The organism is Azospirillum isscasi (assembly GCF_030849505.1).
In the GTDB taxonomy this organism is placed as follows: domain Bacteria; phylum Pseudomonadota; class Alphaproteobacteria; order Azospirillales; family Azospirillaceae; genus Azospirillum; species Azospirillum isscasi.
On record NZ_JAUJFI010000031.1, the window covers coordinates 21,792 to 42,707 of the forward strand.

24 protein-coding genes are annotated in these 20,916 nt (G+C 68.9%); 17 read left to right on the forward strand and 7 right to left on the reverse strand.

What is annotated here, in order from left to right:
• Nucleotides 1-15 precede the first annotated feature (15 nt).
• A complete protein-coding gene (locus QSG27_RS09005; protein ID WP_306705298.1) occupies nucleotides 16-1,044 on the reverse strand; it encodes a hypothetical protein in 1,029 nt (342 codons plus the stop codon).
• A 272-nt stretch (nucleotides 1,045-1,316) separates the two neighbouring features.
• Nucleotides 1,317-2,297, reverse strand: a complete 981-nt coding sequence (gene paaX, locus QSG27_RS09010) for a phenylacetic acid degradation operon negative regulatory protein PaaX (RefSeq protein ID WP_306705300.1) — start codon at nucleotides 2,295-2,297, stop codon at nucleotides 1,317-1,319.
• 323 nt (nucleotides 2,298-2,620) lie between these two features.
• Between paaX and QSG27_RS09015 the strand changes: the two genes are divergently transcribed.
• The 9 genes from QSG27_RS09015 (at nucleotide 2,621) to maiA (ending at nucleotide 10,405) form a co-directional block, all read left to right on the forward strand.
• Entirely contained in the window at nucleotides 2,621-3,439 is an 819-nt protein-coding gene (locus QSG27_RS09015) for a Phenylacetic acid catabolic protein (protein WP_306705302.1), read from the forward strand.
• Between the two features lie 85 nt (nucleotides 3,440-3,524).
• A complete protein-coding gene (locus QSG27_RS09020; RefSeq protein WP_306705304.1) occupies nucleotides 3,525-3,935 on the forward strand; it encodes a hypothetical protein in 411 nt (136 codons plus the stop codon).
• Between the two features lie 136 nt (nucleotides 3,936-4,071).
• Nucleotides 4,072-5,253 carry an ABC transporter substrate-binding protein gene (locus QSG27_RS09025; RefSeq protein ID WP_407653193.1) on the forward strand — a complete coding sequence of 394 codons (1,182 nt, stop codon included), beginning with the start codon at nucleotides 4,072-4,074 and terminating at the stop codon, nucleotides 5,251-5,253.
• A gap of 68 nt (nucleotides 5,254-5,321) precedes the next feature.
• Nucleotides 5,322-6,197 carry a branched-chain amino acid ABC transporter permease gene (locus tag QSG27_RS09030; RefSeq protein ID WP_306705306.1) on the forward strand — a complete coding sequence of 292 codons (876 nt, stop codon included), beginning with the start codon at nucleotides 5,322-5,324 and terminating at the stop codon, nucleotides 6,195-6,197.
• A 16-nt stretch (nucleotides 6,198-6,213) separates the two neighbouring features.
• Complete coding sequence (locus tag QSG27_RS09035; RefSeq protein WP_306705308.1) at nucleotides 6,214-7,191, forward strand: branched-chain amino acid ABC transporter permease; 978 nt, start codon at nucleotides 6,214-6,216, stop codon at nucleotides 7,189-7,191.
• On the forward strand, nucleotides 7,188-8,018 hold the full coding sequence (locus QSG27_RS09040) for an ABC transporter ATP-binding protein (protein ID WP_306705310.1): 831 nt from the start codon (nucleotides 7,188-7,190) through the stop codon (nucleotides 8,016-8,018). Before QSG27_RS09035 ends, QSG27_RS09040 begins: the two co-directional genes overlap by 4 nt.
• Nucleotides 8,019-8,030: 12 nt before the next feature.
• Nucleotides 8,031-8,732 (forward strand): ABC transporter ATP-binding protein, encoded by a 702-nt coding sequence (locus QSG27_RS09045; RefSeq protein WP_306705311.1) that lies wholly within the window; start codon nucleotides 8,031-8,033, stop codon nucleotides 8,730-8,732.
• Between the two features lie 27 nt (nucleotides 8,733-8,759).
• A complete protein-coding gene (locus tag QSG27_RS09050; protein ID WP_306705313.1) occupies nucleotides 8,760-9,710 on the forward strand; it encodes an MBL fold metallo-hydrolase in 951 nt (316 codons plus the stop codon).
• 56 nt (nucleotides 9,711-9,766) lie between these two features.
• Nucleotides 9,767-10,405, forward strand: coding sequence for a maleylacetoacetate isomerase (maiA, locus tag QSG27_RS09055; protein ID WP_306705315.1), 639 nt, complete (start codon nucleotides 9,767-9,769; stop codon nucleotides 10,403-10,405).
• 5 nt (nucleotides 10,406-10,410) lie between these two features.
• On the opposite strand, the gene QSG27_RS09060 is transcribed toward maiA, so the two are convergent.
• On the reverse strand, nucleotides 10,411-10,614 hold the full coding sequence (locus tag QSG27_RS09060; RefSeq protein ID WP_306705317.1) for a hypothetical protein: 204 nt from the start codon (nucleotides 10,612-10,614) through the stop codon (nucleotides 10,411-10,413).
• A gap of 257 nt (nucleotides 10,615-10,871) precedes the next feature.
• Between QSG27_RS09060 and QSG27_RS09065 the strand changes: the two genes are divergently transcribed.
• Genes QSG27_RS09065 through QSG27_RS09100 form a run of 8 tightly spaced genes read left to right on the forward strand, consistent with a single transcriptional unit; the run spans nucleotide 10,872 to nucleotide 16,766 of the window.
• The gene (locus tag QSG27_RS09065) at nucleotides 10,872-12,023 is read left to right on the forward strand and encodes a PepSY-associated TM helix domain-containing protein (RefSeq protein ID WP_306705319.1); all 1,152 of its coding nucleotides are present in this window, start codon (nucleotides 10,872-10,874) and stop codon (nucleotides 12,021-12,023) included.
• A complete protein-coding gene (locus tag QSG27_RS09070; RefSeq protein ID WP_306705320.1) occupies nucleotides 12,016-12,474 on the forward strand; it encodes a hypothetical protein in 459 nt (152 codons plus the stop codon). The genes QSG27_RS09065 and QSG27_RS09070 overlap by 8 nt, the downstream gene beginning before the upstream one ends.
• Complete coding sequence (locus QSG27_RS09075) at nucleotides 12,471-12,788, forward strand: hypothetical protein (protein WP_306705321.1); 318 nt, start codon at nucleotides 12,471-12,473, stop codon at nucleotides 12,786-12,788. The genes QSG27_RS09070 and QSG27_RS09075 overlap by 4 nt, the downstream gene beginning before the upstream one ends.
• 10 nt (nucleotides 12,789-12,798) lie before the next feature.
• Nucleotides 12,799-13,350, forward strand: a complete 552-nt coding sequence (locus QSG27_RS09080; RefSeq protein WP_306705322.1) for a DUF6162 family protein — start codon at nucleotides 12,799-12,801, stop codon at nucleotides 13,348-13,350.
• Nucleotides 13,347-14,279, forward strand: a complete 933-nt coding sequence (locus QSG27_RS09085; protein WP_306705323.1) for a metal ABC transporter solute-binding protein, Zn/Mn family — start codon at nucleotides 13,347-13,349, stop codon at nucleotides 14,277-14,279. Before QSG27_RS09080 ends, QSG27_RS09085 begins: the two co-directional genes overlap by 4 nt.
• The gene (locus QSG27_RS09090) at nucleotides 14,276-15,019 is read left to right on the forward strand and encodes a metal ABC transporter ATP-binding protein (protein ID WP_306705324.1); all 744 of its coding nucleotides are present in this window, start codon (nucleotides 14,276-14,278) and stop codon (nucleotides 15,017-15,019) included. Before QSG27_RS09085 ends, QSG27_RS09090 begins: the two co-directional genes overlap by 4 nt.
• Nucleotides 15,016-15,906 carry a metal ABC transporter permease gene (locus QSG27_RS09095; RefSeq protein WP_306705325.1) on the forward strand — a complete coding sequence of 297 codons (891 nt, stop codon included), beginning with the start codon at nucleotides 15,016-15,018 and terminating at the stop codon, nucleotides 15,904-15,906. The genes QSG27_RS09090 and QSG27_RS09095 overlap by 4 nt, the downstream gene beginning before the upstream one ends.
• Nucleotides 15,903-16,766: a metal ABC transporter substrate-binding protein gene (locus tag QSG27_RS09100; RefSeq protein ID WP_306705327.1), complete on the forward strand. Its 864-nt coding sequence runs from the start codon at nucleotides 15,903-15,905 to the stop codon at nucleotides 16,764-16,766. Before QSG27_RS09095 ends, QSG27_RS09100 begins: the two co-directional genes overlap by 4 nt.
• Nucleotides 16,767-16,809: 43 nt before the next feature.
• On the opposite strand, the gene QSG27_RS09105 is transcribed toward QSG27_RS09100, so the two are convergent.
• The 4 genes from QSG27_RS09105 to QSG27_RS09120 form a co-directional block, all read right to left on the reverse strand.
• Nucleotides 16,810-17,205 (reverse strand): type II toxin-antitoxin system VapC family toxin, encoded by a 396-nt coding sequence (locus QSG27_RS09105; protein WP_306705329.1) that lies wholly within the window; start codon nucleotides 17,203-17,205, stop codon nucleotides 16,810-16,812.
• Nucleotides 17,206-17,232: 27 nt separating this feature from the next.
• Nucleotides 17,233-17,493 (reverse strand): type II toxin-antitoxin system VapB family antitoxin, encoded by a 261-nt coding sequence (locus QSG27_RS09110; protein WP_306705330.1) that lies wholly within the window; start codon nucleotides 17,491-17,493, stop codon nucleotides 17,233-17,235.
• A 318-nt stretch (nucleotides 17,494-17,811) separates the two neighbouring features.
• Nucleotides 17,812-19,749 (reverse strand): MacB family efflux pump subunit, encoded by a 1,938-nt coding sequence (locus QSG27_RS09115; RefSeq protein WP_306705331.1) that lies wholly within the window; start codon nucleotides 19,747-19,749, stop codon nucleotides 17,812-17,814.
• A partial coding sequence (locus QSG27_RS09120; protein ID WP_306705333.1) for an efflux RND transporter periplasmic adaptor subunit occupies nucleotides 19,746-20,916 on the reverse strand: 1,171 nt, incomplete at its 5' end. The genes QSG27_RS09115 and QSG27_RS09120, both read right to left, overlap by 4 nt.

A 20,916-nucleotide genomic window follows, 5' to 3' on the forward strand; every position in this document is an offset into this window, starting at 1 on the left:
ATGCGTTGAGAACGCTCAGAAGACGGGAATGATCTCGTCCATATCGACGTCGCGGATTTCCTCGCCGGTGATGCCGACCTCGGGGATCGCCGGGAAGGGAATGTTGTAGCGGTCGAGAACGCCCTTCAGGTTCAGCATGGCGTTGCGCCAGTTCTCCTTCTTCGCCTCGTAGGCCGGGATGTGGAAGCCGGCCTTGCGGGCGATCTCCTCGGCCTCGCGCTGGGTGGCGATGAAATCGTCCGGCAGGTCCCAGAACTGCGGCGGCGGCTCGAACAGCACGGCCGACAGGAACAGGTAGCCGGCGCGGATCTGCTTGGTGATGATGGCGCGGTCCTCGACCTCCAGATGCGGATAGTCGCGCTCCATCACCGACATGCAAATCGCCATGTGGCGGCCTTCGTCGCGGCCGATGTTGCGGAACGCCTCCTTGAAGACCGGCTCGGTGCAGCCCGCCGCCATCTGGTGGAAGATGGTCGCCGCCGCGATCTCGCCCATCAGGAAGGAGCTGAAAAGGACGGCCAGCGAGTATTTCGGCACCGCCTTCTTGTAGCCGTCCCAATAGCGGCCGCCGTTGTAGTAGAGCCAATGGGCGTTGCGCTGCAACCGCTTGCCGAGTTCGGTCTTCGGCACGTAGGTCAGCGGGCTGGTGGCCTCCAGCAGCTTGGTGATGGCCATGCCGCACATCTGCTCGTGATTCTGCTCGTCACGGGTGACGGAGAAGAAGCAGCGGCGGACGGGGTCTTCCTCGTGGACCTCGTAGGTCTTGATCAGGGCGTGGGCGAAGACCGGCGGGGCCGACGCGTCGAACACCGACAGGATCGTCCACCAGTAGGCGATCGCCTCGCGCTCCTCCCACGAATACTTCGACACGTCGAAGCTGTCCCACGGCAGTTTGGCCGGGTCCCAGTTCTCGCGCTGCGCCGCGGTCCACACCTCTTCCAGCTTCTTGGTGTGGGATTCCCAGGACAGGGGATAGACGTTGGGCTGCGGCGTGTCGGGCGGAAACTCCATGGTGTTCGCGATCGGGGTGTAATCCTTGGCCATCCGGCATTTCCTCCTGAGATTTTGCGGGCCGGGCCGTTCGTTGTTGTGTGCCCGGTTCATGCGCACGGGGCGGCAGCGGCGCGCCGTATGCTCATTAACGTGACACAGTATGTTTGGATCGGCAACAGGAATGTGTATCGCTTTGATGATCGCTAGGGATTATTCTAATTTGCTGTTGTTGAATGAGTTTTTGGCGTGCGTGACCGCTTTGCGCCGTGGAGAGACGCGAAAAAACTCGATAATCTGTCTTCGATGTATCGCTTTTTCGGGGGTTACCCGACCCCGCCGCGCTGGAGCAGTTCGCGGATGTTGTCCGACTCGCCGTCCAGCAGCCCGCCGAAGCGGGCGTTGAAGGCGGGCTGCGCCTCGGGCAGGGGGCCGTTGGCGGTGGTCAGGGCGGACATCAGGAAGGATTCCGCCGTCTGGCGGACGAAGCGGTAGATGTTGCGCGTCAGCATGCGCGACTCCTGCCCCGGCCAGTCGGGCGGCAGCAGGTCGGGCGGCAGCATCGGGTCGCGCAGCAGGATGCGGCGGTAGTCGTGGATCATCAGCGTGCGCAGCACGAAGCACAGGCGCGGGTCGGGCGAATCGGCGGAATCCAGCGCCTGCCACACCGGGCGGAAGCGGTCCAGGAAGCCGGTGTAGTCGCGCTCCAGCTGATCCACGTCCCAGAAGCCGCGCACCAGGTCGCGCAAGGGGCCGTAGCCGGACGTCCGGTCGTGTGTCGCCTTCATGTGCACCACCTTGTCGGCGATGCCCAGTTCGGCGAGCAGGCGGTGCATCGCCGCCTCGTCGCAGTTGGGGTGGGCGAAGACGTTGTTGGCGGCGGCGCCGAACCCCTGCCAGACCAGCTCCCGCCGCAGCTTCTCGCGCGTTTCGACGTCGAGCGCGTTGGGTGCCACCAGCAGCAGGTGCCAGCCGCGGTCCCAGCCGCGCACCAGCGGCGCGTAGATGCGCCGTTCCGCCGCGGCGAAACGCTCGTGCCCGCTTTCGGTGACGCGGTAGAAGCTGCGCCGTCCGATCTGGGTGTTGATCAGCCAATCGTCCTTGCACAGCCGGAAGACCGAGGTGCGGACGATGCGCTCGCTGAGCCCGAAATGCGCCATCAGGTCGATCAGGCTGCCCAGCCAGGCGGAACCGCCGTGCGGTAGGATCGCATCGCCGTAGACCGTGATGATGAGCGACTTGGCGCGCGGGGCGATGGTCTCGATCAGCGGGGCGACCAAGTCTTCGGGGCGGCGCGGACGGGGCATGCTGGGGAACTCTTCCGATTGGCGGGCGGGGCTAAGCGCATCGGTATGATACCAACTTTATAGATGATATGCGTCCTGTCTGGCTATACCGGTCACACCGCGGCGGTTCTTCGGCAGCCAATTCTAAGCCAATGGGAAAAAACGAAAATTCCGTTTCTCTTTCGCCGCCATTGACATTAGGGAAGGCTGAATTTCCGTTTGACAAGCATAAATGCGATACACTACCGTCCAATCAATAACACAGTTTGTGTCATAACGTCGACACCCCCGCGAGCCCGAAAATGCGGCCGCCGATGGGGTGAACCGGCGAGGACGGAGGAAACATGCCCAGGACGTGGAAGACCTACGACAAGGGGGATCCGCTTCCCGACGACTATCGGAAGGCGTTGCTGCATCTGATGTCGTTCCAGGGGGATTCCGAATACGCCGGCGCCCAGCGCGTGGCGGAGAACATGCGCTTCGCCCCCCGGCCGGAGGAAGCCTACCGCCTTTCCAAGAAGGTCATGGAGGAGATGGGCCACGCCTACTATGTCTGGAACCTGATGCAGGATCTGGGCGTGGACGTGGACGCGCGGCTGCAGGAGCTGGTCGCCCATCCGGACAATCCCGACCCCGCCAAGGTCAACGTCATCAACGGCTTCCGCCGGCAGAACTGGGAGCGGTTCTTCGATGGCTGGACCGACGTGGCGCTGTTCTCCACGGTGGTGACGCCCGCCGCCGTCGCCTTCCTCGGCCAGTACCGCGACTGTTCCTACCTGCCGTGGGCGCGGGTCAACGCCCGCATCCACAAGGAGGAGTTCGGCCACCTCGCCTTCGGCGTCTGGGCGGCCAAGCGCGTGCTGGAGTTCGGCGGCGACGCCGCGCGGGAGGACATGGCGGCCCGCGTTCCGAAATTCATGCGCATGGGCCTGGGTTTCTTCGGCCGTCCGTCGTTCGGCGAGGTGCGCTCCGCGAATTTCGACCTGCACCACGAGTACGGGCTGAAGGTGAAGAGGCCGGAGGAATTGCAGGCGGAATACCTGCAACTGCTTGAGGAGCGGCTGAAGGAGGTCGGGATTCCGATGCCCACTGGCGTCGAACCGGATTATGATATGCGCGTCAGTTACGAGGCCGCCGACGCCCCGGTTCACGCCGTGGCTTGACGGTGCCCGCCCGGCGCGACGGAAAAATCCGCGCGCCGGCTTTCGCGCTTTGGGTCCAGCTCTGGTACGCATGGGGGAGGAAACCATGGCCCACACGCACGCGACGCCTGACCGCCTGCTGTCCGCCGGCCGGCGGGTGCTGGCCCGTTTCGGGTCCAGGACGCTCGACCACGTTCCCGCCGACGAATTCATCAACTGGGTGGCTCTGTGGGACGAACTGCGCGGCGATTTCGCCACGCAGGCGCTGCCCCACGTGCCGGCCTTCGACGACCTGCCCCCGGCGGCGCGGGAGGCGGCGCGGGCTTACATCCGCCAGCGGTTGATCAGCGACGTGACGCTGGGCCGGTGCGAGGATCTGCACCGCGACCTCTTCGCGCGCGGCATCCGCACCGTTGGGGTGGAGGCGTACGCCGTCGCCCGCGACGCCTACGAGGACAGCGTGGAAGCCTTCGGCGCCGCCCGCTTGCGGTTGGCCGGACTGCTCATTCAGCACTGAGACGCACGGGTCGGGCCGCGGCGGGGTGCGGTCCGATGCCGCTTGTCTCAATTATTGCTGGTGAAATAATTTCGTTTGAAACATTATGGGTATCCAACCGCCGACGGAACAGGCGATCCAAACGGGAGAGAAACGCATGGGAAAGCGCTTGCTGCACGCGGCCGCCGCCGCGGCCACGGTCATCGGGACCGTCACCTTCGGCGTGATGGCCGGCGGCGTGATAGCCGGTACGGCTGTCGCCGCCGAGCCGGTCAAGGTCGGTTCCATCCTGTCGGCGACCGGCCCGGCCTCCTTCCTGGGCGAACCGGAAAAGCGCGTGCTGGAGCTGTATGTCGATCGGATCAACAAGGCCGGCGGCGTCGATGGGCGCCCGGTGCAGCTGGTCCTCTACGACGACGGCGGTGCGGCGGACAAGGCGGCGTCCTTCACCAAGCGCCTGATCGAAAGCGACAAGGTGGACGTGATCGTCGGCGGCACCACCACCGCTGCGACCATGGCCGCCGTCCCGCTGGTGGAGCGCGGCGAAGTGCCCTTCATTTCGCTGGCCGGCGCGGTCGTGATCGTGGAGCCGGTGAAGAAATGGGTGTTCAAGACCCCGCACACCGACCGCATGGCCGCCGACAAGGTCATGGAGGACATGAAGAAGCGCAAGCTGACCAAGCTGGCGCTGGTGTCGGAGGATTCCGGCTTCGGCAAGTCCGGCCGTGACGAGGCGCTGAAGGCCGCCAAGGAGAGCGGGATCGAGGTCGTCGCCGACGAGACCTACGGCGCCAAGGACACCGACGTCACCGCGCAGCTCACCAAGATCAAGAACAACCCGAACGCCCAGGCCGTGCTGGTCTTCGGCCTCGGCCAGGGACCGGCGGTGGTGACCAAGAACTACCGCCAGCTTGGCATCAACCTGCCGCTCTACCAGTCGCACGGCGTCGCGTCGAAGGAGTACATCCGTCTCGCCGGTGGCGCCGCCGAGGGCGTGCGTCTGCCGGCGGCCGGTCTGGTCGTCGCCAGCCAGTTGCCCGACAGCGACCCGCAGAAGAAGGTCGTGACCGAGTTCACCAAGGTCTACGAGGACAACTTCAAGTCGGAGGTCTCGACCTTCGCCGGTCACGCCTACGACGGCCTGATGATTGCGCTGGACGCGGTGAAGCGCGCGGGCGGCACCGACAAGGCCAAGCTGCGCGACGCCATCGAGCAGACCAAGGGCTATGTCGGCACCGGCGGCGTCGTGAACATGAGCGCGAAGGACCACATGGGCCTGGGCCTCGACGCCTTCCACATGGTGGAGATCAAGCAGGGCGACTGGACGCTGGTGAAATAAGACCGTTCTCCCCTCTCCCGCCCCAGGCGGGGGAGGGGACGAAGGCGGCACGGGAGGAAACCAGAAGAATGTTCGCCGAATTCCTGCAGTATCTGCTGTCGGGGCTGACGATTGGCGCGATTTACGCGCTGGCCGGGCTCGGTTTCTCGATCATTTACAACGCAAGCCACGTTATCAACTTCGCCCAGGGCGAGTTCATCATGATCGGCGGCATGGCCGCCGCGACCCTGACCGCCTCGGGCGTGCCCCTGCCGCTCGCCATTCTGATGGGCTGCGGCGGGGCGATGCTCGTCGGCGTGCTGGTCGCCAAGTTCACGGTGGAGCGGGCGCGCAACGCCTCGGTCGTGACGCTCATCATCATCACCATCGGCGCCTCCATCTTTCTGCGCGGCGTCGCGGAGCTGGTCTGGGGCAAGGACTTCAAGCGGCTGGAAGCCTTCTCGGGCGAGACGCCGATCAACGTCCTGGGCGCGTCGATGCAGCCGCAGTCGCTGTGGGTCATCGGCTGCGCCGCCGTGCTGATCGTCGCCATCGGCGTCTTCTTCAACCGGACGCTGGCCGGCAAGGCGATGCTCGCCACCTCGCACAACCGGCTGGCCGCGCAGCTGGTCGGCATCAACGTGAAGCGGGTCGTGCTGATTTCCTTCGCGTTGTCGGCGGCGCTGGGCGCCATCGGCGGTTCGGTCGTGGCGCCGATCACCTTCTCCTACACGGAGATGGGCATCATGCTGGGGCTGAAGGGCTTCACGGCGGCGGTGCTGGGCGGCCTCGGCAACGGGCCGGGCGCGGTCGCGGGCGGCCTGATCGTCGGCATCGCCGAGGCGCTGGGCGCCGGATACATCTCGTCGGCCTACAAGGACGCCGTCGCCTTCGTCATCATCCTTCTGGTGCTGCTGTTCATGCCGAGCGGACTGTTCGGCAAGCGCGGCACCGAGCGCGTGTGAGGAGACGTACACCGCCATGGTCCAAATCGCCGCCACGCGCACCACCGCATCGCCGCCGATCAACACGCGGCTGCTCAGCCTTGCGGCGCTGGCCGCCGTCATCGCCACGCTGCCGCTTGCGCTGACCAACAACTTCCATCTCGACATCGCCATCCTGGCCGGCTTCAACGCCATCGTCTGCGTGGGCTTGAACCTGCTGATCGGCTATGCCGGGCAGATCAGCCTGGGGCATGCGGGCTTCTTCGGCATCGGAGCCTATGCGTCGGGCATCCTGGTCACGACCTACGGCTGGCCCCCCATCGCGGCGCTGCTGGCCGGCGCCGTGTCCGTGGGCGTCCTGTCCTTTCTGCTCGCCAAGCCGATCCTTCGGCTGAAGGGCCACTATCTGGCGATGGCGACGCTGGGCATCGGCATCATCGTGTCCATCGTGCTGCGCACCGAGACCGGCCTGACCGGCGGGCCGGACGGCATGATGGTGGACAGCTTCAAGATCTTCGGGCTGGAACTGTACGGCGAGAAGACCTGGTACTGGGTCGTTGGCGTGGTGCTGTTCATCGCCGTGTGGCTGAGCCTGAACCTGATCGACAGCCCGGTCGGCCGCGCGCTGCGCGCGGTGCACGGGTCGGAGGTGGCCGCCGAGGTCGTCGGGGTGGACACCGCCCGTTACAAGGTCATGGCCTTCGTCGTTTCGGCGGTGTTCGCCAGCGTGGCGGGCAGCCTGTTCGCCCACTACACGGGGTTGATCACCCCGGCCAAGGCCGATTTCTTCAAGTCCATCGAGCTGGTCACCATGGTGGTGTTCGGCGGCATGGCCTCGACCTTCGGGGCGGTGATCGGCGCCGTCCTGCTGACGGTGCTGCCGCAGGCGCTGACCGTGTTCCAGGACTACTCGCAGATCGTGCTGGGGGCGATCCTGATGTTCACCATGGTCTTCATGCCCAAGGGCCTGCTGCCCACGATCGAGGGGCTGATCGCCCAGCGGAGGCGGGCATGACCATGCTCGCCAACGCCCCCATCCCGCACGGGGAGAACGCCGTGACTCCCGTGGCCGCACCGTCGAAGGCGCTGTTGGGCGTGGAGAATCTGAGCCGCGAGTTCGGCGGCGTGCTCGCCATCGAGAATCTGAGCTTCACCGTCTCGCAGGGCGACATCCATTCGATCATCGGGCCGAACGGGGCCGGCAAGACCACGCTGTTCAACCTGATCACCGGCGTCTACAAGCCGTCCCGCGGCACGGTGCTCTTCGACGGGGCGACGGTGTCCGGCCTTCCGCCCTACAAGCTGGCGGCGCGCGGCATGTCGCGCACGTTCCAGAATTTGCAGATTTTCTTCAACATGACGGCCATCGAGAACGTGATGGTCGGGCGGCACCTGCACCTGAACGGCAGGCTGCTGCCGTCGTTGTTCCGTCTGCCGTCGCTGGTGCGGAAGGACCGGGAGGCGAAGGAGCGCGCGGCGGAGCTGATGACGTCGGTCGGTCTGGCGAAATATGTGGACGCGCACGCCTCCTCCATGCCCTACGGCGCGCTGAAGCGGCTGGAGATCGCCCGCGCGCTGGCGTCGGAGCCGAAGCTGCTGCTGCTGGACGAGCCCGCCGCCGGCCTGAACGCCACGGAAAGCCGCGAGATCGACGAGGTGATCAAGACGGTCGCGGCGTCGGGCGTCACCGTCATCCTGGTCGAGCACGACATGAAGATGGTCATGGGCATTTCCGACCGGATCACCGCGCTGAATTACGGCCGCAAGCTGGCCGAGGGCACGCCCGGCGAGGTCGCCGCGAACCCCGACGTGGTCGCGGCCTATCTCGGCACCATGGATTGAGGGGCCTGAGCCATGCTTCTGGAAATCGAGGGCCTCAACGCGCATTACGGACGCATCCATGCCCTGAAGTCGGCCAGCCTGACCGTGGGCGAGGGCGAGCTGGTGGCGCTGGTCGGCGCCAACGGGGCCGGCAAGACGACGCTGCTGCGCACCCTGTCCGGCGTGCATCCGGCGACCAGCGGAACCATCAAGTTCGAGGGCCGCGACATCACCCGCATGCCCGCGCACCAGCGTGTGGCGGAAGGGCTGATCCAGGTGCCGGAGGGCCGGCAGCTTTTCGGGCCGCAGTCGGTGGAGGACAATCTCCGGCTCGGCGCCTACCGGCGCGGCGGCAACCCGGAGCGGGATCTGGAGGACCTCTACGCGATGTTCCCGGTCCTGAAGGTGAAGCGCAACCAGCCGGCGGGCACCCTGTCGGGCGGTCAGCAGCAGATGGTCGCCATCGGCCGCGCGCTGATGGCGAAGCCCCGCGTGCTGCTGCTGGACGAGCCCAGCATGGGGCTTGCCCCGCTGCTGGTCGGCGAGATCTTCAATGCGGTGGAGCGGCTGAAGGAGCAGGGCACCACCATCCTGCTGGTCGAACAGAACGCCTACGCCGCGCTGGCCATCGCCGACCGGGGTTACGTCATCGAAACCGGCGAGATCACGCTGCACGACAGCGGCGCCGCCCTGTTGGCGAACGAGCGCGTCAAGCAGGCCTATCTGGGCCTTTGAAAGAAGAACGAGGAGAGGAAGCGATCCATGTCGAAAGCCTTCGCGTCCACCGGCGACCTTGAGCAGAAAAAGGTCACCTTCGCCGAACTGGCGCCCGGCGCCTACGCCTACACCGCCGAGGGCGATCCCAACACCGGCGTCATCGTCGGCGACGACGGCGTGATGGTGATCGACGCCCAGGCCACGCCGCGCATGGCCGAGGACGTCATCGCCCACATCCGCACGGTCACCGACAAGCCGATCAAATACGTGCTGCTGACCCACTATCACGCGGTGCGGGTGCTGGGGGCGAGCGGCTACAACGCCGAACAGATCATCGCCAGCCGCGACACCTACGACCTGATCGTGGAGCGCGGGCAGCAGGACTACGAGTCCGAGCTGGGCCGCTTCCCGCGCCTGTTCCAGGGCTCGGAGAGCATCCCCGGCCTGACATGGCCGACCATCGTGTTCGAGAACAAGCTGACCGTCTTCATGGGCAGGAAGCGCGTGGAGATCATGCAACTGGGCCGCGGGCACACCAAGGGCGACACGGTCGTCTGGCTGCCGGAGGACCGCGTGCTCTATTCCGGCGACCTCGTGGAGTACGGCGCCACGCCCTACACCGGAGATGCCTATCTGGAGGATTGGCCGCAGACGCTCTACCGGCTGGCGGCGCTGAACCCGGCGCGGCTGGTGCCGGGGCGCGGCGACGCTCTGATGACGCCGGAGCTGTGCGGCAAGGCCATCAACGAGACCCGCGCCTTCGTCGCGTTGATGTACCAGACGGTGAAGCAGGCGCGGAGCAAGGGTGCGTCGCTCCGGGACGCCTTCGCCGAAGCGCGCAACGCGCTGGAGCCGCAGTTTGGCGGCTGGGTGATCTTCGAGCACTGCCTGCCCTTCGACGTGTCGCGCGCCTATGACGAGGCCGGCGGCCTGCGCGATCCGAAGATCTGGACCGCCGACCGCGACCGCGAGATGTGGGAAGCCTTGCAGGGCTGATCGCGCTTGACCTCCCCCCGCCCGGCAGGGTTGGCGAGGGGCCTTTGGGGATCGTCATGAAACTGCACGGCTACTTCCGCTCCTCCGCCGCCTTCCGGGTGCGCATCGCGCTGAACCTGAAGGGCATCGAGGCCGAACAGGTCTTCGTCCACCTGCGCAAGGGGGAGCAGAAGGCCGCACCCTTCGTCGATCTGAACCCGCACAAGCTGGTGCCGGCGCTGGAGATGGACGGCCGGGTGCTGACCCAGTCGCTCGCCATCATCGAGTATCTCGACGAGACGCACCCCGAACCGCCGCTCCTGCCCAGGGAGCCGCTGGCGCGGGCGCGGGTGCGTTCGCTGGCGCTGGCGGTGGCCTGCGACATCCATCCGCTGAACAACCTGCGGGTCCTCCAGCGTCTGAAGGCGATGGGGCATCCGCAGGCGGAGGTGGACGACTGGTACCGGCACTGGATCGCGGTCGGGCTGGAAGGGCTGGAGGTGCAACTGGCCGGCGATCCGCAGACCGGGCGCTTCTGCCACGGCGATGCCGCCGGCCTCGCCGACATCTGTCTGGTGCCGCAGATGGCCAACGCGCGGCGCTTCGACTGCGACCTGAGCGGTTATCCGACGCTGCGGCGGATCGAGGAAGCCTGCCTCGCCATTCCGGCTTTCGCCGACGCGCTGCCGGAGCGCCAGCCGGATGCCGAGGCGTAGAAGGATCAGGCCAGCACCGCCAGCAGCGCCGGAAGGGCGGCCATCGCGATGCCGGCCCCCAGCACCATCAGGTGGTTGAGCGGCGGATCGCACGCGCGGTCCTGGTCCGGTGCGTCCGCCGGAGCTTCCGGCGGCAGCGGCAGGGGCACGGCGCAGGACGGGTTGAGCGACGCGATCAGCATCCAGTGGAAATCGTCCGGGGCCTTCATGGCGGGTCTCCTGTCCGGGAGGGAGCATGGTCCGGACGGCTGCAGCGCCGATAATCACAGCTTGCAGCCGTGCAAATAGTCCATATTCAATATAGATAAATAGGGTTTTAGCGTGATGTCAAGCGCACGCTTCGTGCGGGGGGCTTCGGCGGCGCGCTTCCGAACGAAAATGAGAATTCTTCGCATTTCGTCGTGAGGCGGGGGGCCCGCCCGTTCGTCTGAACAGAAGGACCGGTGGTTCCTTCTGAGAGGACGAGATGAGCGTTGGCAAGTCGCGCACGCGGCTGTGGTTCCTGTGGCATTCCTGGCTGGCGATGCCCATCTGGGCGTTCCTGTTTTTCGTCTGCCTGACCGGGACCATCGCCGTGGTCAGCACCGAGATCATGTGGCTGGTCAATCCGGCCATGCGGGCCTCCGGCGCTGGAGAGCCCCTGCCGCCCAGCGCGCTGATCGCCGCCGCCGAAGCGGCGGCGCCGGGCGGGCGGGTGAGTTCGCTGAGCTGGGGCGGGTCCCACATGGCGGTGGGCGCCCGGATGGCGATGCCCGACGGCACCTCCACCACCGCCTGGGTCAACCCGGTCAGCGGGACGGTGCAGGGCATGTCCACCGGCAATTCGTTCCGCAACTTCTTCCGCGCGCTGCACGGCTGGCTGATGACCTTCCCCGTGGGGTGGTACGCGGTGACCCTGCTGGCGATTCCGCTCGTCGGGTCGTTGATCACCGGACTGGTGGTCTACAAACGATTCTGGAAGTCCTTCTACCAGCCGCGCATCCGCTGGAGTCAGGCGCCGCGCGTGATGTGGGGCGACCTGCACCGCGTCGCCGGCACATGGTCGATCTGGTTCATCGCGGTCATCGCGGTCACCAGCCTGTGGTTCCTGATCTACATGATGCTGTTCCATCTCGGGATGGGGCTGGGCGGCGGGAAGCTGCCGGTACTCATCGCGCGCGACCAGATCCCGGTTGCCGCGACCGCGCCGAAGGTGGACGCCGACGCCGTCGTGAGAGCCGCCACGGCGGCCCTGCCGGACATGCGGCTGCGTTACCTGTGGCTGCCCGGCACCGCCTACGACCCGGCGACGGTGAGCGGCTCCAGCGGGCAGGTGCCGCTGCTTCCCGACTATGTCCGGGTGAACCCCTTCACCGCCGAGGTGATCGTCATCGAAGGCGGGATGGACGCGGCGTCGGGCATCGAGCTGACCCGCACCATCATGCGCGCCCTGCACACGGGCGATTTCGGCGGCTTGCCGGTCAAGCTGATCTGGTTCGCCTTCGGTCTGCTGATGACCACGCTGGTGTTCAGCGGCATGCTGATCTGGATGAAGCGGACCGCCCGCGCCACGGTCGAGGCGGTGCGGGGCGTCAGGCGCGGCGGGGCCGGGATGGCGGAGGGCTCGTCCAATGCGTAAGTTCTGGCAGCGCGGCAAGTTCCATCTCAGCGCGCTGATGATGCTGGTGCCGCTTCCCTTCCTGCCCGACTACTTCAGCCCGAAACCGATCTTCGTCCCGCCCGAGATCCGGCGGGACGTCGCCGCCGGCCCCTTCCCGGTCACGCTGGTCACCTACGATCAGGCGCCCCGCCGCATGCCGACGGGAGAGCGGATGAAGGAGTATCACGTCCACCTCCGCCCCACCGACATCGACCGCGTGCGCGGCGTCTTCCTGCGCGTCGGCAAGCCGCGCAGCCTGCGCGCCGCCGGTGCGCTCGCCTTCGGCAACCCCTATGAGCGGGAGGCCGACGTGACCGTTCCCGACGAGCTGGCCGGAACCGAGGAACTGTGGGTGACGGTGGAGGACTGGAGCGGCGGGGTGCATCAGGCGTCCCTGCCCCTGGCGGATATTTTCGGAGGTAAGCGATGAAGACCCCGCGCGTGTTCGCCTTGGCGGCGCTGTCCGCCCTGTGCGCCGCCGGCACGGCACAGGCCCATTACCCGATCTGCGACTGCCGGATGGTCGATGGCGAGACGGTGCAATGCACCGGCGGCTTCTCCGACGGGTCGAAGGCGCCCGGCGTCGTGCTGGACGTCATCGCCTACGACGAGCAGGTGCTGGTCAAGGGCAAGCTGGGGCCGGATTCCACCCTGTCCTTCGCGCGGCCCGCGCAGGACTTCTACGTCCTGTTCGACGCCGGCCCCGGCCACACGGTCGAGATCGAGCATACGGCGATCAAGTAGGGCGGGGTTCATGCACCACCAGATCGTTCGCCGCGCGGGCGCCGAGCGCGAGACCCTATGGGTCCTGCTGGCCGCGGGCGCCATTCTCGCCTCCGCCACCCTGGCCATCGGGCTGCGCACCGCGCCGGAGGCGGAAGCGCCGCTGGCCGCGCACCTCATCGATTCCCGGACCGGCCTGACCGCCGCCGAACAGGGGCTCTACGCCGACCTGAAGGCGGCGGGGGAGGAGATCGCCGCCTTGCAGAGGACGGAGGGCCGGGCGCCGACGCCGGAAGAGCTGGCCGCCCAGGCCCTGCCGCCCTTCGCCGCCGATCCCAGCGCCGCGGCGCGCGGCGGCCATGCCTGGACCCTGGCCGAAACCGGCCATGGAGTCGCCTATGCCGGTGTCTCCGCCGCGCCGGAACAGGCCGGCTCCCTGATTCTGCGGATGGACGGGCATGGTGCCGAAATCTGGCTGAAACGCGCCGCCGAAGCCCCGCCCGTGCCATCCGGGGAGGCGGCGCTGTCCGCCGCCGGCTGGAAGCGGATCGTCTCCACCTTCACCGCCGGGGTGACCCGATGACGCAGTTCCTGACCCGCCGCCGGGTCCTTGCCGCCGCGCTGTCCGCCGCCGCCGTTCCCGCCCGCGCCCTTGCGGCCCCTCCCGGAGGAAATGGCGGGCGCCGCCGCTTCGGCGTCACCCTGCACCCCTACTATTCCTACGTCGCCAACATCGTCGGCGATGCGGCGGAGGTGGTGCCGATCATTCCCGCCGGCTTCAACCCGCACGCCTACGAACCGCGACCGGAGGACATCCAGCGCATCGGCGGGCTGGACGCCATCGTGTTGAACGGCATCGGACACGACGACTTCGCCGGGCGGATGATCGCCGCGTCCTCCAAGCCCGGCCTGCCGGTGGTCGAGGCCAACACCGACGTGCCCCTGCTGCCCGCCGCCGGGACGGCGGCGCGGGCGTCGGGAAAGGTGGTCAACCCGCACAGCTTCCTGTCGATCACCAACTCGGTGCTCCAGGTCTCCACCATCGCCCGCGAGCTGGGGCGGCTGGACCCGGACAATGCCGCGGCCTACACGGCCAACGCCCGCGCCTATTCCCGCCGCCTGCGGCAATTGCGGGCGGACGCGCTGGCCAAGCTGGCGACGGCGGGGAACGCCAGCCTGCGCGTCGCCACCATCCACGGCGCCTACGACTACCTGCTGCGGGAATTCGGGCTGGAGGTCTCCGCCGTCGTGGAGCCGGCCCACGGCATCGAGCCCAGCCCGGCCCAGCTTGCGGAGACCATTGCGACGATGCGCAAGCTCGACGTGCAGGTGATCTTCTCGGAGCTGAACTTCCCCAGCGCCTACGTCGAGACCATCCGGCGGGAGACCGGCATCCGGCTCTACGCCTTCTCCCACATTTCGCACGGCGACTACGCGCCCGACCTGTTCGAGCGCGAGATGGCGTGGAACCTCGACACGCTGGTTCTCGCCATGGCGGAGGCCGCGCCGTGACGGGTCGCGGCATCCACGGCCCGGCCATCCTGTTCGACCGGGTGGACCTGACGCTGGGGCGCACCGCGATCCTGGAGGGCGTGTCCCTGCATGTCGCGGCGGGCACGGTGCACGCGGTGGTCGGCCCCAACGGCGGCGGCAAATCCTCGCTGATCCGCGCCCTGCTCGGGCAGGCGCCGCACCGCGGCATCATCCGGCTCGACTGGCCGGGAGACGGGCCGGGCACGGTCGCCTATGTGCCGCAATCGGTCGAGTTCGACCGCGGCCTGCCGCTGACCGTCGAGGATTTCCTGGCCGTCCTGTGCCAGCGGCGCCCCGCCTTCCTGGGGCCGGACCGCCGCATGGGCTATGGCGAGGCGCTGGCCCGCGTCGGCATGGCCGGCAAGGAGCGCCGCCGCTTCGGCGCCCTGTCGGGCGGCGAGCGGCAGCGCGTCCTGCTCGCCCAGGCGCTGATCCCGGCGCCCGACCTGATCGTCCTGGACGAGCCGATGACCGCGCTGGACGAGGCCGGAATCGCCATCTTCGACTCCCTGCTGGCCGACCTCGCCGCCGCCGGGACCACGGTCCTGTGGGTGGAGCACGATCTGGCCCAGGTGCGCCGGCTGGCGACGCGGGTGACCGGCCTGAACAAGCATGTGCTGTTCGACGGCCATCCTCTGGAAATGCTGTCGCCGGAAAGGGTGTTCGACCTGTTTTCGTCCGTTCCCCGCCGCGCCGCCACGGAGAGAATCGCGTCATGAGCTTCGAGGCGTTGCGCGCCCTGGTCCAGGGCTGGGCCGGGGCCGGGCTGCTGCCCGCCGGCCTGACCCACGGCTTCCTGGTCAACGCGCTGCTGTCCGGGCTGGTCATCGGCCCGGTTCTGGGCGGGCTGGGCACGCTGGTGGTGACCAAGCGGCTGGCCTTCTTCTCCGAAGCGGTCGGCCACGCGGCCCTGACCGGGGTCGCCATCGGCATCCTGGTGGGGGAACCCTACACCGGCCCCTACGCCAGCCTGTTCGGCTACTGCCTGCTGTTCGCGCTGCTGGTGAATTACACGCGCAACCGCAGCAACCTGACCGCCGACACGCTGATCGGCGTCTTCCTGTCGGTGTCGCTGGCGCTGGGCGCCAGCCTGCTGCTGATCCTGGCGAGCCGGGTCAACATCCACATCCTGGAGAACGTGCTGTTCGGCTCGGTGCTGACGGTGGACGACCGCGACCTGACCGTCCTCCTGGCGGTGGCCACCGGGGTGACCGCGCTGATGCTGCCGCTGTTCAACCGGCTGCTGCTGGCCAGTTTCAACCCGGCATTGGCGCGGGTGCGCGGCGTGCCGGTGAAGGGGCTGGACTATCTGTTCATCGTTCTGGTGACGGTCGTCACCGTCGCCTCGGTCAAGATCATCGGCGCGATCCTGGTGGGGGCGCTGCTGGTCATTCCCGCGGCGGCGGCGCGGGTCGTCGCCTCGTCGCTGCGCGGCTTCTTCCTGCTGTCGGTCGCCTTCGCCAGCGTGGCGGCGGTGGCCGGAATCCTGCTGCCCGTGCAACTCGCCCTGCCGGTGCCCTCGGGCGGCGCCATCATCCTGGCGGCGGGGCTGCTGTTTCTGGGGGCGCTGCTGGCGCGTCTGTTCATGAAGGGGGACGAGGGATGAAGCGCGTCACGCTCGCGGCGCTCCTGCTGCTGTCCACGGTGGCGGGCGCCTCCGCCGAAACGGTGCTGGCCGGGCATCCGGTCACCGCCGGGCTGGCCCAGGCTCTGACCAAGGGCACGCCGGTGGCGGTGGAAACGGTGGTGCCGCCGGCCATTCCCATGGGGCGCCAGCACGCCTTTCTGAGCGGGCGCGGCGAAGCGAAGCTGGCGGAGGCCGCCCGCAAGGCCGACGCGGTGCTGACGCTGCGCTCCGCCTGGGGGGAGGACCCGCTCTACCCGCTGGCGCGGCGCGCCAACATCCGGCTGGTCGAGATCGACGCCGCCCGGCCCGTGGACGGCGCGCTGCCGGGCATCGCGCTTGGCAACGGCGCGGCCTTCCCCTGGCTGGGCATCGCCAACGCCGGGCGGATGGCCGACATCCTGGCCGCCGACCTGCGGCGCCTCTATCCCGATTCCGCCGCCGCCATCGACGGGAACCTCGCCGCGCTGAAGCGCGGGCTGCTGACGCTGTCGTCCCGGTCCGCCCGGTCCTTCGCGGCGCTGCCCGATCCATCGGCGGCGGCGCTGTCCGACCGCTTCGCCACGTTGGCCGCCGACCTCGGGCTCGATCTGCGGATGGTCCAGGCCCGCGACGACCGCGACTGGACGCCCGAGCGTCTGGCCGAGTTGACCGCCGCCCTCAAGGCCGAGCACATTCCGGTGGTGCTGCATCACCGCCAGCCGGCGCCGGAGATCGCCAGGGCGGTGGCCGATGGCGGTGCCCGTCTGGTCGTGCTGGACAGCCTGGAGAGCGGTCCGCCGGCGGCGATGGACGCAGCGCTTTCGCGGATCGCGGAGCAGGTGGAGGCTGGGTTGCGCTGACGGCGTTTCCTTGGAGCCGGCGGCGGGCCCGCCTCAGGGCCGGCTATTGCAGCGCTCCCAGGGCCGGGGTGAGATCGGTCAGAGGAAAGTCGTTGCCTTTGAACAGCAGGGGTTCGTTGGTCGTCTTGGCCAGGGCGTAGGAGAAGCAGTCGCCGTAGTTGAGGCCGGCGGGATGCCGCCCCTTGCCGAAGCGCAGGAAGGCGTCGCGGGCGAGTCCGGCCTGGGTGGCATCGACCGCCACGACCTCGAAGGCATGGTCGGCCATCCAGGCCGCCAGGGTGGCGTCGTTGCCGAAGCGGGCGATCGCCACGATGGAGCATTCCAGCACGGTGGCGGCCGAGATCAGCCGGACGTCGGCGGCGCCGATGGCGCGGGCGTAGCGCGCGGCGTCGGGCTCGGCGAGCAGGATCGCCATGATGGCGGAGGTGTCGACGACCATCAGGAATGGGCCATCAGCAATGGGCCATCAGCGGGGCAGCCCAGTGTCGTCGTAACCGAGGATCGCGTCCGGCGACCGTGGGTCGAGCACGGGTTGGGCGGCGAGTTCGCGGTGCAGCTGGGCCATGCGGGCCTCGGCGTCGTCGGCGCTGCGCACCCGGCGGGCGCGCAGGCGCTGCGCCTCGCGGCGCAGCAGCTCCAGGACGAGCTGCGAGGCGCCCTTGCCGGTGGCCGCCTTCAGCTCGGCCAGCAGGGCGTCGGCCTCGCGGTTCTTGATGTTGATCGACACGGGCCGGATCCTGCAGAAAAAGGAAGGCGTTTCTGCATATTCTAGGCGGTCCTGCTCCCGATGGCAAGAACAGCCCTGCCGAACGGCACGCCTCCGGCCCGGAAGGCGAGACCGGCGCGGTCGCTCCAGGCGGATCAGCGACCGCACGTCTCGTTCGGTGTAGAGGCAGCTGACCGGCACCGCGCAGGCCGGCCCCCGGATGGTCGCGGTGGCGTGCCAAGGGCGATTGCGGATCGGCGAAACACCCGTCGTCCAGCCTCAGCCCATGGGCAACGGCCCCGGGAGAAGATCCAATGGCCGGTGAGCCGGGATCGCCCCTCATTCACTCGACAGCGCCGCCACCGGATCGAGCCGCGCCGCCCGGCGGGCGGGGAGCAGGCCGAAGACCATGCCGGTGACCACCGCGGACGTCACCGCCCCGCCCATGGCGGTCGCCGTGAACACCACCGGCAGGGCGAGCAGCCCGATCACCGCCCCGCCCAGCAGCCCGAGCGCCACCCCCACCAGACCGCCCAGCCCCGCCACCAGGGCCGCTTCCATCAGGAATTGCCGCTCGATGTCGGCGGCGCGGGCGCCGACGGCCATGCGGATGCCGATCTCGCGGGTCCGCTCGGTCACGCTGACCAGCATGATGTTCATGACCCCGATGCCGCCGACCAGCAGGGTGATGACCGCGGCGCAGCCGAGCAGCAGCGTCATGGTGTCCTGGGTCTCCGCCGCCGCCTGGATGCGCGCGGTCACGTCGCGGATCTGGAAATCCTCCTGGCCATGGCGTTCGGAGAGCAGGGCGTGGATCGCGTCGCGGGTCTGCTTGATCCGTCCCACATCGTGCACCGAGACCAGGATCAGTTGCAGGTCCGGCTTGCCGATCAGGCGCTGCACGCCGGTGGACAGCGGCACGAACACCCAGTCGTCGGTGTTCTGGTTGCCGGTCAGGTCCCCCTTCTTCGCCATCACGCCGGTGACCAGAAAGGGGATGTTGTTCACCAGCACATGCTTGCCCAGCGGCGATTCACCGCGCGGGAACAGCCGTTCGGCGACGCCGTGCCCGAGGACGGCGACCGCCGCCCCGGCCTGCTCGTCGGCGCGGGTGAAGAAGGAGCCGCGGGCGACCGGCCAGCGGTGGGTCAGCGGCAGCGACGCGGAGGTCGCCAGCCCGCTGGTCCGGTGGTCGATGTTGCCGTGGCGGACCATCACCGGCGTGTCGAGGTAGGGCATCACGCTCTCGACGTTGGGCAATTGCAGGATGGCCTCGCCGTCCGCCTCGGTCAGCGGCGTGACGGGCAGGCGGGGGTCACCGCTGCCGGCCAGCACGAAGACCAGATTCACCCCCAGCGCGCCGACCCGCGCCATGACCGCCTGCTTGGCGCCCTCGCCGATGGCGAGCAGGGCGATGACCGAGGCCACGCCGATGACGATGCCGAGCAGGGTCAGCGCCGTCCGGAAGCCGTTGGCCCCCAGCGACCGCAGCGCCGCCGACAGCGCCTCCCCCGCGCCGGTCACCAGCGAGGCGCCGGGGGCAACCGTCTCCCGAAGGGCGGCGGGCGGGAGTCCCGGCGGCGGGGCGGGGCGGCCATCGTCGGCGACGATCCGTCCGTCGCGCATCTCGACCACCCGGTCGGCGGCCTCGGCGACCGTCCGGTCGTGGGTGATGAGGATCACCGTGCGCCCGGCGGCGGACAGTTCGCGCAGCAGAGCCACCACTTCGGCCCCGCTGGCGCTGTCCAGCGCGCCGGTCGGTTCGTCGGCCAGGATCACCGGGGCGTCGTTCATCAGCGCCCGCGCGATGGACACCCGTTGCTGCTGGCCGCCCGAAAGCTGGTTGGGGCGGTGATGGCGCCGCTCCTCCAGCCCCAGGCGGCCCAGCAACTCCGCGGCGCGGCTTTCGCGCAGCGCGGCGGGCAGGCCGGCGTAGCGGCCCGGCATCTCGACATTCTCCTGCGCCGTCGTGCCGGGGATCAGGTGGTAGTGCTGGAAGACGAAGCCGAAGCCGTCCCGCCGCAGCGCCGCCCGCTCGTCGCCCTCCAGCGCCGTCACGTCCCGCCCGCCGACGCGGTAGCGCCCGGAGGTCGGGCGGTCGAGCCCGCCGAGGATGTTCATCAGCGTCGATTTGCCGGACCCGGAACTGCCGACGATGGCGACGAACTCCCCCGCCGCGACGGTCAGGGAAACGCCGCGCAACACCTCCACGGCCACGCCGCCGCCGCTGGTGTAGGTCTTGCGGATGCCCTCCAGGACCAGAAGCGGCCCGCTCACAGCCGGAATCCGATCTTGGGCGGGCGTCCGTCGGCGGTCCGCCAGCCCACCACGATCCGCTCGCCCCCGGCCAGCCCGTGCCGCACCTCGGCGTTGAAGCGGTCGCGCACCCCGACGCGGATTTCGCGCGTCTCCACCGTCCCGCCGACGCCGATCAGCGCGACGCTGTGCAGCCCCGCCGGTTCGTCGACGGGAGTCAGGGCGGCGACCGGAACGGTGACGGCGTCCTGCGCCGCGGCGGCCACGAAGAAGACCTGGGCGGTCATGTCGGGGCGCAGTTCCCCCCGGTCGTTGGCGACCTCGAACAGGGCCGTGTAGAGGACGACGCTGTTGCCCGCCCCGCCGAAACCGCCGCCGCCGGACGGGGACGATCCGCCGCCGCTCCCGGACGCCGGCGGTTTCGGCGGGGCGGGCAGGATCTGCTGCAACCGCGCCGTCCAGCGCCGTCCGGGATGGCCGAGCGTGGTGAAGTAGAGCGGCATGCCGTCCTTCAGGCGCGTCACGTCGGCCTCCGACACCTGGGTCCACACGGTCATGGCCGACAGGTCGGCGATCCGCATCAGGACGGGCGCCTCGTAGGCCGAATTGATGGTCTGGCCCTGGCGGGCGTCCACGGCGATCAGCGTGCCGCTCATCGGGGCGTAGATGCGGGTGTAGCCGAGCTGCGCCTCGTCGGCCTGGAGGGTCGATTCCGTCTGGCGGATCTGGGCCAGCGTGGCCTCCACCTGGGCGGCGGCGATGCGCGCCTCCATGCGGGCCTGATCGTGGGCTTCGCCACGGCCCGCGCCGGTCCGCCGCAGCGCGGCCTGACGGGACAGCTGGGCCTCGGCGAAGTCGGCGCGGGCCCTTTGCTCGGTCAGCAGGGCGGTCAGGCGGGCGCGCTCGGCACGCCCGGCCTCGACCTTGGCCTGTTGCAGCGCGGGGTCGATCTCGGCCAGCAGGTCGCCCTCGCGGACCATCTGCCCGACCGTCACGTGCAGCCGCGTCAACTGGCCGGACACCTGGGCGCCGACATCGACATAGGCGCGCGGCTGGATTCTGCCGAGCGCGGTCACCGTGTCCTCGACCGTGCCGCGCCCGACCACCGCCACCTCCGCCGAGGCGGCGGGATCGTTCGGCCGCAGCAGGGCGGCGGAGCCCAGCCCGGCCAGCACCACCGCGGCGGCG

Bases quoted from the DNA above. Each gene is read 5' to 3' on its own strand.
- QSG27_RS09005 (WP_306705298.1), bottom strand. From the start codon at position 1,044: ATGGCCAAGGATTACACCCCGATCGCGAACACCATGGAGTTTCCGCCC.
- paaX (WP_306705300.1), bottom strand. From the start codon at position 2,297: ATGCCCCGTCCGCGCCGCCCCGAAGACTTGGTCGCCCCGCTGATCGAG.
- QSG27_RS09015 (WP_306705302.1), top strand. From the start codon at position 2,621: ATGCCCAGGACGTGGAAGACCTACGACAAGGGGGATCCGCTTCCCGAC.
- QSG27_RS09020 (WP_306705304.1), top strand. From the start codon at position 3,525: ATGGCCCACACGCACGCGACGCCTGACCGCCTGCTGTCCGCCGGCCGG.
- QSG27_RS09025 (WP_407653193.1), top strand. From the start codon at position 4,072: ATGGGAAAGCGCTTGCTGCACGCGGCCGCCGCCGCGGCCACGGTCATC.
- QSG27_RS09030 (WP_306705306.1), top strand. From the start codon at position 5,322: ATGTTCGCCGAATTCCTGCAGTATCTGCTGTCGGGGCTGACGATTGGC.
- QSG27_RS09035 (WP_306705308.1), top strand. From the start codon at position 6,214: ATGGTCCAAATCGCCGCCACGCGCACCACCGCATCGCCGCCGATCAAC.
- QSG27_RS09040 (WP_306705310.1), top strand. From the start codon at position 7,188: ATGACCATGCTCGCCAACGCCCCCATCCCGCACGGGGAGAACGCCGTG.
- QSG27_RS09045 (WP_306705311.1), top strand. From the start codon at position 8,031: ATGCTTCTGGAAATCGAGGGCCTCAACGCGCATTACGGACGCATCCAT.
- QSG27_RS09050 (WP_306705313.1), top strand. From the start codon at position 8,760: ATGTCGAAAGCCTTCGCGTCCACCGGCGACCTTGAGCAGAAAAAGGTC.
- maiA (WP_306705315.1), top strand. From the start codon at position 9,767: ATGAAACTGCACGGCTACTTCCGCTCCTCCGCCGCCTTCCGGGTGCGC.
- QSG27_RS09060 (WP_306705317.1), bottom strand. From the start codon at position 10,614: ATGAAGGCCCCGGACGATTTCCACTGGATGCTGATCGCGTCGCTCAAC.
- QSG27_RS09065 (WP_306705319.1), top strand. From the start codon at position 10,872: ATGAGCGTTGGCAAGTCGCGCACGCGGCTGTGGTTCCTGTGGCATTCC.
- QSG27_RS09070 (WP_306705320.1), top strand. From the start codon at position 12,016: ATGCGTAAGTTCTGGCAGCGCGGCAAGTTCCATCTCAGCGCGCTGATG.
- QSG27_RS09075 (WP_306705321.1), top strand. From the start codon at position 12,471: ATGAAGACCCCGCGCGTGTTCGCCTTGGCGGCGCTGTCCGCCCTGTGC.
- QSG27_RS09080 (WP_306705322.1), top strand. From the start codon at position 12,799: ATGCACCACCAGATCGTTCGCCGCGCGGGCGCCGAGCGCGAGACCCTA.
- QSG27_RS09085 (WP_306705323.1), top strand. From the start codon at position 13,347: ATGACGCAGTTCCTGACCCGCCGCCGGGTCCTTGCCGCCGCGCTGTCC.
- QSG27_RS09095 (WP_306705325.1), top strand. From the start codon at position 15,016: ATGAGCTTCGAGGCGTTGCGCGCCCTGGTCCAGGGCTGGGCCGGGGCC.
- QSG27_RS09100 (WP_306705327.1), top strand. From the start codon at position 15,903: ATGAAGCGCGTCACGCTCGCGGCGCTCCTGCTGCTGTCCACGGTGGCG.
- QSG27_RS09105 (WP_306705329.1), bottom strand. From the start codon at position 17,205: ATGGTCGTCGACACCTCCGCCATCATGGCGATCCTGCTCGCCGAGCCC.